Here is an 8,654-nt window from a genome sequence, read left to right as displayed (position 1 = left end):
AGACGACCCCGCGGTGGAAGGAGCAACTCGGGCGGATGCTGATCGAGGCGACGGCGTGCGGCGTGGCGGTCATCGGCAGCGACAGCGGCGAGATCCCCCACGTCGTCGGCGATGCGGGGATGATCGTCCCCGAGGCGGACGAAGTGGCGTGGACGCGCGCGATCGACCGCCTGCTGGCGGATTCCGCGCATCGCCGCGCGCTTGCCGAGGCCGGACTCCGCCGCGTCGGCGCACATTTCGCGCTGCCGGTAGTCGCCCGCCGCCATCTGGACTTCTTCCGGTCTCTCCTGTGACGGCGCGAGTATGCTGGACCGGCCCGGGAGCCGATGCGCGTCCAGTATCCACCCGAGTGACCATCATGTGCCGCCACGAACCATACCGATGCTGAGGGGGATCGCCGCTTCCGGACGTGCGCTGCTGAACCGTGCGGGGATCGACGTGGTTCGGCATCGCCCGATTCCGCCGCACCTTACGCGCAGGGCCCACCTGCTGTCGCGCTTCGGCGTGACGGTGGTGCTCGATGTGGGGGCCAACGCCGGGCAGTACGCCCGGGAGCTCCGAAACATCGGGTATCGGGGCCGGATCGTGTCGTTCGAGCCGCTGTCATCGGCGTACGCTGCCCTGAGCTCGCTTGCCGCGACCGATCCCACGTGGCAGGCGGTGAACCTGGCTTTGGGCTCCGCCCCGGGCAAAGCCGTGCTGAACGTGGCAGGAAACTCCTGGAGCAGCTCCCTGCGCCCCATGCTGGACGCGCATCTCTCCGCCGCGCCGGAATCCGAATACGTGGGATCGGAAACGGTCACCATCGAGCGGCTGGATGCGGTTTTCGGCCGGTACGTTCAGCCGGATGACCGCGTCTGGCTGAAGATCGACACGCAGGGCCACGAGGCCGACGTGCTGGATGGCGCAGGTGGGGTACTCGACCGCGTGGACACCATCCAGCTGGAGATGTCGGCCGTGGGGATGTACGAGGGCGAACTCCCGTTCCTGGAGATGTACCGGCGGCTGGACTCGCTGGGCTACGTGTGCGTGCACCTGGAGCCGGGACTGGTGGATCCGCACGACGAGCGCCTGCTGCAGCTGGACGGCTACTTTCACCGGGTGGCGCCCACGCCGGAAAGCGCGCGCCGATGAACGGCGACAACGCGGAGCTGATCGCCTCGGGCGAGTACGCGCGGAAGCAGCTTTCCGGGCGCGCGGGGCTCATCGGGTGGAGCCACGAGCGGCGGTTCCGGACGGCGCGGCGGATGGTGCAGCCGTACGCCGGCGCGCGGCTGCTGGACTACGGCTGCGGGGACGGGACCTTCCTGGCGATGGTGCACGACCTGTTTCCCGACGCTGTGGGTGCGGAGATCGACCAGGCGCTCGTGGACGGCGCGCGCGAGCGGTTCCGCGCCTTGGCGGGTTTGGCGTTCGTCCACGTGGGAGACGAGCTCGACGCCCTACCCGCAGCCGGCTTCGGCGTGCTCACCTGCATGGAGGTGCTGGAGCACTGCACGTCCGAAACGGTGGAGCGGGTGCTCGGGCAGCTGAAACGGCTGGCGGCGCCTGGCGCGGCGGTGATCATCAGCGTGCCGGTGGAGACGGGGCCGGCACTGCTTGTGAAGCAGGCCGCGCGCGCGGCGGCGGGGCTGCGCGGCATCAGCGGCTACCAGGAACGCGAGCGGTACGCGCCCCGCGAACTGGTCCGCATGATCGCCGGCGCGGCGGTCGATCGCCCCGTGTACGAATCGCGCTTCGCGGATGGCACCCCCAACCGCTACCACGGGCACAAGGGCTTCAACTGGCGCGCGCTCGCGGCCCGCGTCGAGCACGACTTCGTCATCGAGCGGACGAGGTTCTCCCCCGTTCCCGCGCTGGGCCCCCTGCTGAACTCCCAGGCCTGGCTCCTGTGCCGCCCCCGGTGAGCATCCGCGTCGGAATCGTCTACGACTACCGCGCCGAGAACTGGCCCAGCATGGACCTGGTCGGCGACCTGCTGGTCCACGCGCTGCTCAGCCAGGCGCCGCGGTTCGCGCCGGAGCGCATCCAGCCGCAGATGCCGCGCCTCCTGGGAGGGTGGGCGGGGGGCGCGGGGCACAACGCCGACCGCCTGATCGGGCGGCACGTGGCCTACCCGCGGTGGTTGCGCCGGCATGGCGGGGGGAGGGACCTGTACCACGTGGTGGACCACAGCTACGCCCAGCTCGTCCACACGCTCCCGGCCAGGCGTACCATCGTCACCTGCCACGACCTGGATGCCTTTCGCTCGCTCCTGCAGCCCGAGTGCGATCCGCGGCCGCAGTGGTTCCGGGCGATGATGAAGCGCGTTCTCGGCGGCCTTCAGCGCGCGGCGCACGTGGTCTGCGACAGCGACGCGGTCCGCGCGGAGCTGCTTGAACACGATGTCGTCCCGGCAGACCGCGTCTCGACCGTGCCGCTCGCGGCGCACCCCGAGTTCCGGGCCGATCCCGATCCCGCGGCGGACGCGGATGCAGCGGCGCTGCTCGGCCCTGCGCCGCCGGACACGGTCGATCTCCTGCATGTCGGAAGCACCGCTCCACGCAAGCGCATCGAGCTGCTGCTGCGGGCCGCGGCGCCGGTGCTCGCGGCGAATCCCCGTGCGCGCGTGGTCCGCGTCGGCGGGCCGCTGGAGCCGGCGCATCGCGATCTGGCGGAGGAACTGGGCATCGCCCGGCGGATCGTGGAAGTGCCGTGGGTGCCCCGGCCGCGGCTGGCCGCCATGTACCGGCGCGCTGCACTCGTCGTCAGCACGTCGGAGCGGGAAGGCTTCGGGCTGCCGCTGGTGGAGGCGATGGCCTGCGGCGCCCCCGTGCTCGCGAGCGCCCTCGGCGTGTTCCGCGAGGTGGGGGGTGCGGCGGTGGAATACGTGGGCGGCGACGATGTCGCCGCCTGGTCCGCCGCCCTGGGCGCCGCGCTCACCCGGCTGGCCGACCCTTCCGAACGGATGGCCGCCCGCGCCGCGTCCCTCCTCCGCGCCCGGTTGTACCGCGTCGACCGGTTCGCCGCGGGGATCGCCGCCGTGTACGACCGCGTGCTGGCGGAGGCGGCGTGAGCAGGCGGCTGAAGGTGGTGCACGTCGGGAAGTTCTATCCGCCCTATGCCGGCGGGATGGAAAGCCACCTCGCCACGCTATGCGGTGAGCTGGTGAACGACGTGGACCTGCGGGTGATCGTCGCCAACGACGGGCGCGGGACGGTGTCGGAGAGGGTGGACGGCGTTCCCGTGCTGCGGATCGGCACGGCGCTGTGGATCTCGTCCGCGACGGTGAATCCAGGGATGGCCGCCGCGATCCGCGAGTCTGGGGCGGACGTGGTGCACCTCCATCATCCCAACCCCACGGGCGTGCTTTCGTACCTGGCCAGCGGCAGCCGCGCGCCCCTGGTCGTCACCTATCACAGCGACATCGTCCGCCAGCGTGTGCTGCGGACGCTCTTCTGGCCCGTGCAGCACCGCTTCCTGCGCCGCGCGGACGCCATCATCGCCAGCTCCCCCGACTACGCGGCCAGCTCGCCCGTGCTGCAACGCCACGCGGACCGCGTGCGGGTGATCCCCTTCGGCATCCGCCCGGACGACGCCGGCACGCCCGACCCGGCCACCGTCGCGGCGCTCCGCGAACGGCATGGCGCACGGGTGGTGCTGGCGGTCGGTAGGCTGGTTTACTACAAGGGTTTCGACTACCTTGTAACGGCGATGGACAGCGTCGACGGGCACCTGGTGATCGTCGGCGACGGGCCCATGCACGGCGAGCTGGAGCGGCTGGCGGCCGAGTACGGCATCGCGGACCGCGTGACGCTGGCGGGTCGCGTCGACAGCGTGGCGTCGCACTACGCCGCCGCCGACGTGTTCGCCCTTCCCGCCACGGCGCGGAGCGAGGCCTTCGGCCTGGTGCAGCTGGAGGCGATGGCCGCCGGGCTGCCGGTGGTCAACACCCGCATCCCCAGCGGCGTGCCGTTCGTGTCGCGCGACGGACAGACGGGGCTCACCGTCCCGCCGCGCGACCCCGCCGCGCTGGCCGCCGCGCTTACCCGCCTGCTGGACGACGCAGCGCTCCGCGCGCGCCTGGGCCGGGCGGCGCGCGAGCGGGTGAGCACCGAGTTCAGCGCGCAGCGCATGGCCCGCGACACGCTGGCCCTGTACCACGAAGCCGCGGGCCGTCCCGGGCCCGCCATCCCCACGTCCAAGCCCGAATGACCTCCAGCGAAGCAGCCTCGGCGCCGACCCTGCCCGAACTCGAAGCCTCGCCCGGCTTCTGGCGCGGACGGCGCGTCCTGGTCACCGGCGGGTCGGGGTTCCTGGGCTCGCACGTCGTGGAGCGCCTGCGCGCCTGCGGGGCCGAGCCCTTCGTTCCCCGCCGGGCTCAGTTCGACCTGACGCGCCAGGCCGACGTGGAGCGCGTGTACGAGGCCGCCCGTCCGCAGCTCGTGATGCACCTGGCCGCCGAGGTGGGGGGCATCGGCGCCAACCGCGCCGCGCCCGGCCGCTTCTTCTACGCCAACGCCATGATGGGCGTGGCGATGATCGAGCAGGCGCGGGTTGCCGGGGTCGAGAAGTTCGTGCAGATCGGCACCGTCTGCGCCTATCCGAAGATCACCCGGGTTCCGTTCCGCGAAGAAGACCTCTGGGCGGGGTACCCGGAAGAAACCAACGCGCCCTACGGCATCGCCAAGAAGGCGCTGCTGGTGCAGCTGGCGGCGTACCGCGAGCAGTACGGGCTCAACGGCATCTACCTCCTGCCCACCAACCTGTACGGGCCGCGCGACAACTTCGACCCGGCCACCTCGCACGTGATCCCCGCGCTCATCCGCCGCATGGCCGAGGCCCGGCGCGATGGGGCCGGGGAGCTCCCGGTGTGGGGCACGGGCGAGGCGTCGCGCGAGTTCCTGTACGTGGACGACGCGGCGCGCGCCATCCTGCTGGCGGCAGAGCACTACGACGGTGTGGAACCCGTCAACGTGGGAATTGGTAATGAGATACGCATTCGCGAGCTGGCCGGGCTGATCGCGGGGCTGGTGGGCTTCGAGGGGCGCCTGGCGTTCGATCCCACGCAGCCCGACGGGCAGCCCCGGCGCTCCCTGGACACCAGCCGGGCCCTGCGCCTGTTCGGCTTCCGCGCGCGCGTTCCCATGCACGAGGGGCTGCGCCGCACCGTAGAGTGGTACCTGAGCCAGGGTTCCGCGTAACTCCCCTTCAGCCGGTTTCCCGTGCCTGAATTCCAAGGCAACCGCCTTCTGCCCGAACCCATGCCCTCCGCGCAGCCCTCGCCGGTGCTGCGCGGTACCCCCACGCCCGAGCGCTACGGCTCGGCGGTGGAGGAGGGCATTCCGCTGGGCGAGTACGTGGCGGCCCTGCGGCGCTACGCGTGGCTGGTGGCCGCCGCCGTGGTCCTTTCCCTGGGCTTCCAGTGGTACAAGCTCCAGCGTGAGGTTCCCCACTACGCCGCCGCGTCGACGGTGCGCCTGGTGAACGCGCGCGAGGAGATGGCGGGCGACATCGCCCCCGGGCAGGTGCAGGACGCGCAAGGCTGGTACACCGACCCCATCCTGTCGCAGATCCAGCTGCTGCGCAGCCGCGCGGTCGCCGCCGAGGTGGTCGATTCGCTGGGGCTGCGGCTGAGGCCCACGTCGCCCGGGTTCCCCCGGTCGGCCATCCGGACGATCCACGTTTCACCCGGCGCGCCCAACGGCGACACCGTGTCCTTTACCTTCCGGGCCGATGGCGTGGAGGCGCGGATGCGCGGGCGCGCCGTCACGGCGGCGTACGGGCAGCCGGTGGACCTGGGCGCGGTTGCCATCACCTTCGCCGGACGTCCGGCAGGCGTGCCCACGGCCACGTTCCAGGTGGTCGACCACCAGGAAGCCGTGCTGGGCACCCTGGGCACGATGAACGTGGCGCAGCGCGAGCTCACCAACGTCATCGACATCCAGTTCACCGCCGACGACCCCGTCCTGGCACAGCAGGCAGCCAACGCATTCGCCGTCGCGTTCCAGAACGTCAGCATGCGCTCGGCGCAGAACATGTCGCGGCGGCGGCGCCAGTTCGTCGAGGAGCAGCTGCGCCAGACCGACGCGCTGCTGCTGGTGGCCCAGCGCCAGCTCAGCGACTTCCGGCGCGGCGTCCGCGCCTTTTCGCCCCGTGAAAAGTTCCGGGTGACGGAGGAGGGGCTGGCCGGGTTCCGCCTGCAGCGCCAGGACCTGCTGAGCGAAAAGCAGATCTACGACCAGATGGCACGGGGGCTGGCCAGCGGGAGCGGCCGCGAAAGCACCGAGCAGGTCGCCGCCCTGGCCGCCTCGCCCGAAGTTTCGACCAACGCGGGGATCGTTTCGCTGTACACCACGCTGCTGCGCTACCAGAGCGACCGCGACTCGCTGACCACCGGCCGCTGGTCCCGGGCGGCCAGCAACCCCGACGTGCAGCAGCTGGATTCCCTCATCAACACCTACCGCGGCCGCCTGATGCGCGCCGTCGAGGCCCGCAGCGTCGCTCTCGCCGCGCGCATTGCCGTGCTGGACCAGGTGATGGCCGAGGACGCCGCCTCCATCTCGGGGCTTCCCGAGGCCGAGGCCGACGAGATGAGGCTGTCGCGCGAGGTGGAGACGCTGCAGAAGCTGGTGGACGACCTGCGGCGCGAGCAGCAGGAGGCGCGCATCGACGAGGCGGTGCAGGCGGGGCAGGTGGACGTCGTGGACCTGGCCATGGCCCCGGGCACGCCGATCAGCCCGGGCACCAAGCGCCGGCTGCTGTTCGCCCTCCTGATCGGGCTGATGCTGGGCGGTGGCGGCGCGCTCGTCCTGGACCGGCTGAACACGGCCATCAGCCGCCGCGAAGACGTGGAGACCGCCATGCGGGCGCCTGTGGTGGCGGTGATCCCCCGCCTGGGCGAGCCGCCGCGCGCGGCCACCCGCCTGGGCAAGGCCAAGCTGCTGGGGCGCGGCGGCGAGCCGGAGCGCACCGAGCAGCTGGTCGCGGTGAACGACGTGCAGTCGGCGGGCTCGCAGGCGTACCGCAAGCTGCGCACGCACCTGATGTTCGCGCAGCACGGCATGCCCATGCGCACCCTGCTGGTCACCAGCCCCGGCGCGTCGGAGGGCAAGACCACGGTCACCGCCAACCTGGCCGCCACCTTCGCACAGCAGGGGCTTCGCGTGTGCGTCATCGACGCCGACCTGCGCCGCGCGCGCCTTCACGGCGTGTACGGGCTGCCCCGGGCGCCGGGGCTCACCGAGGTGCTGCTGGGCGAGGTGCCGCTGGACGAGGCGCTGCGCCCGTCCAAGGTCGACAAGCTTCACGTGCTGGCCGCGGGACGGCTGGTTCCCCACGTGTCGGAGCTGCTGGGCGGCCCGGGAATGGGGCGGCTGATGCGCGTGCTCAGCGGCGTGTACGACCTGGTGGTGGTCGATACGCCTCCGGTGCTCGCCGCGGCGGACGCGGAGATCCTGGGCGCCCAGTCCGACGCCCTGCTGATGGTGGTGCGCGCGGGGCAGACGGAGCGCCACAGCGCGCAGCACGCCGCCGAGCAGCTGCGCGCCGTCGGTGCGCGCATCGTGGGCATCGTGCTCAACGACCCCGACCAGAAGATCGGCGGCCACGAGAAGTACGCCTACTACTACGATTCCTACGCGGACGAGGTAGAGGCGGACGGGGCGTGAGCCCGATCGCACAGCAAGACGGGCCGTCCACGCGGGCGGCCCGTTTGTTTCATCCAGGTCCCTCGCCGCGCCAGGGAGGCAGCGGCTTCCTTTAGGTCCTGCCGCGCAGACGCGGAATTGGGTTCACCGTTGGAGGCGCGCCTGGAGGCGGGTCATCGCGTCCTCCAGCGGAATCATCTCCTCGTTGCCCTGCAGGTATGCTTCCCACCTGCGGTGCGCTTCACGACCCCAGGCTTCCTCCACTTCGCTGGCCCACTCGTCGGCCTCCCCACCCACGTCGTCGAAGACCGAATGCACCAGGTCCGCGAGGACGTCGCGGGGAAGGCTCTTCAGTTCCAATCGCAATTGCTCGACAGGAATGCTCATCGGGCACCTCTCCTTGGAGTTCCCATCGAATGTAAAAGCGAACTGGGCGCGATGCACAGGGGGCGCAAAAAATTGGTCCGGCCTGTGGCGCAACCGGTGCGCGCCGGAACTGCCCGAGGTGCGACGGATCCAAGGATCTGGCCCGCGCGTTGAACCGGCGTGCCCCAGAGCGTATATTGATCGGCCTGCATTCTTACGATCATCACACAGAGCATCAGCGACCGGAGGTGCCCGATGGCCGGGCATAGCAAGTGGAAGCAGATCAAGCACAAGAAGGCGCTCACCGACAACCGGCGCGCCGCCACGTGGACCAAGAAGATCCGTGAAATCACCGTCGCCGCCAAGGAAGGCGGCGGCGACCCCGCGGGCAATCCGCGGCTGCGCCTGGCCATCGACACGGCCAAGTCGGTGAACATGCCCAACGAGAACATCGAACGCGCCATCAAGAAGGGCACGGGCGAGCTCGAGGGCGTGAACTACGAAGAGATCACCTACGAGGCGTACGGCCCCGCCGGCGTCGCGATCATGGTGGACACGCTCACGGACAACGCCAACCGCACCGTGGCCGACCTGCGCAAGTGGCTCTCGCGCAACGGCGGCAACCTGGGCACCACGGGCTCCGTGGCCTGGATGTTCGAC

General features: G+C 71.1%; 9 protein-coding genes. 8 read left to right on the top strand and 1 reads right to left on the bottom strand.

Annotated features, from left to right (window positions below):
- The 7 genes from VIB55_RS04505 to VIB55_RS04475 form a co-directional block, all read left to right on the top strand.
- Nucleotides 1–293 (top strand): glycosyltransferase (locus tag VIB55_RS04505; protein ID WP_331875473.1); only part of this gene is annotated, 293 nt, incomplete at its 5' end.
- 88 nt (nt 294–381) lie between these two features.
- Entirely contained in the window at nt 382–1,134 is a 753-nt protein-coding gene (locus VIB55_RS04500) for an FkbM family methyltransferase (RefSeq protein ID WP_331875472.1), read from the top strand.
- On the top strand, nt 1,131–1,907 hold the full coding sequence (locus tag VIB55_RS04495) for a class I SAM-dependent methyltransferase (protein ID WP_331875471.1): 777 nt from the start codon (nt 1,131–1,133) through the stop codon (nt 1,905–1,907). Before VIB55_RS04500 ends, VIB55_RS04495 begins: the two co-directional genes overlap by 4 nt.
- Nucleotides 1,904–3,055 (top strand): glycosyltransferase family 1 protein, encoded by a 1,152-nt coding sequence (locus VIB55_RS04490; RefSeq protein WP_331875470.1) that lies wholly within the window; start codon nt 1,904–1,906, stop codon nt 3,053–3,055. The genes VIB55_RS04495 and VIB55_RS04490 overlap by 4 nt, the downstream gene beginning before the upstream one ends.
- On the top strand, nt 3,052–4,194 hold the full coding sequence (locus VIB55_RS04485) for a glycosyltransferase (RefSeq protein WP_331875469.1): 1,143 nt from the start codon (nt 3,052–3,054) through the stop codon (nt 4,192–4,194). Before VIB55_RS04490 ends, VIB55_RS04485 begins: the two co-directional genes overlap by 4 nt.
- Nucleotides 4,191–5,183 carry a GDP-L-fucose synthase gene (locus tag VIB55_RS04480; protein ID WP_331875468.1) on the top strand — a complete coding sequence of 331 codons (993 nt, stop codon included), beginning with the start codon at nt 4,191–4,193 and terminating at the stop codon, nt 5,181–5,183. Before VIB55_RS04485 ends, VIB55_RS04480 begins: the two co-directional genes overlap by 4 nt.
- Nucleotides 5,184–5,204: 21 nt before the next feature.
- Nucleotides 5,205–7,649: a polysaccharide biosynthesis tyrosine autokinase gene (locus tag VIB55_RS04475; RefSeq protein WP_331875467.1), complete on the top strand. Its 2,445-nt coding sequence runs from the start codon at nt 5,205–5,207 to the stop codon at nt 7,647–7,649.
- 123 nt (nt 7,650–7,772) lie between these two features.
- Here the strand turns inward: VIB55_RS04475 and VIB55_RS04470 are convergent, their stop codons facing one another.
- Nucleotides 7,773–8,015, bottom strand: coding sequence for an addiction module protein (locus tag VIB55_RS04470; RefSeq protein WP_331875466.1), 243 nt, complete (start codon nt 8,013–8,015; stop codon nt 7,773–7,775).
- 234 nt (nt 8,016–8,249) lie between these two features.
- Here VIB55_RS04470 and VIB55_RS04465 point away from each other — a divergent pair.
- A partial coding sequence (locus VIB55_RS04465; RefSeq protein WP_331875465.1) for a YebC/PmpR family DNA-binding transcriptional regulator occupies nt 8,250–8,654 on the top strand: 405 nt, incomplete at its 3' end.

The organism is Longimicrobium sp. (assembly GCF_036554565.1).
Classification (GTDB): domain Bacteria; phylum Gemmatimonadota; class Gemmatimonadetes; order Longimicrobiales; family Longimicrobiaceae; genus Longimicrobium.
Note: the sequence above shows the minus strand (reverse complement) of the source record. Positions and strands in the feature narration are given on the sequence as shown.

Coding starts and splice junctions, on each gene's coding strand:
- VIB55_RS04500 (WP_331875472.1), top strand. CDS start 382: ATGCTGAGGGGGATCGCCGCTTCCGGACGTGCGCTGCTGAACCGTGCG.
- VIB55_RS04495 (WP_331875471.1), top strand. CDS start 1,131: ATGAACGGCGACAACGCGGAGCTGATCGCCTCGGGCGAGTACGCGCGG.
- VIB55_RS04480 (WP_331875468.1), top strand. CDS start 4,191: ATGACCTCCAGCGAAGCAGCCTCGGCGCCGACCCTGCCCGAACTCGAA.
- VIB55_RS04470 (WP_331875466.1), bottom strand. CDS start 8,015: ATGAGCATTCCTGTCGAGCAATTGCGATTGGAACTGAAGAGCCTTCCC.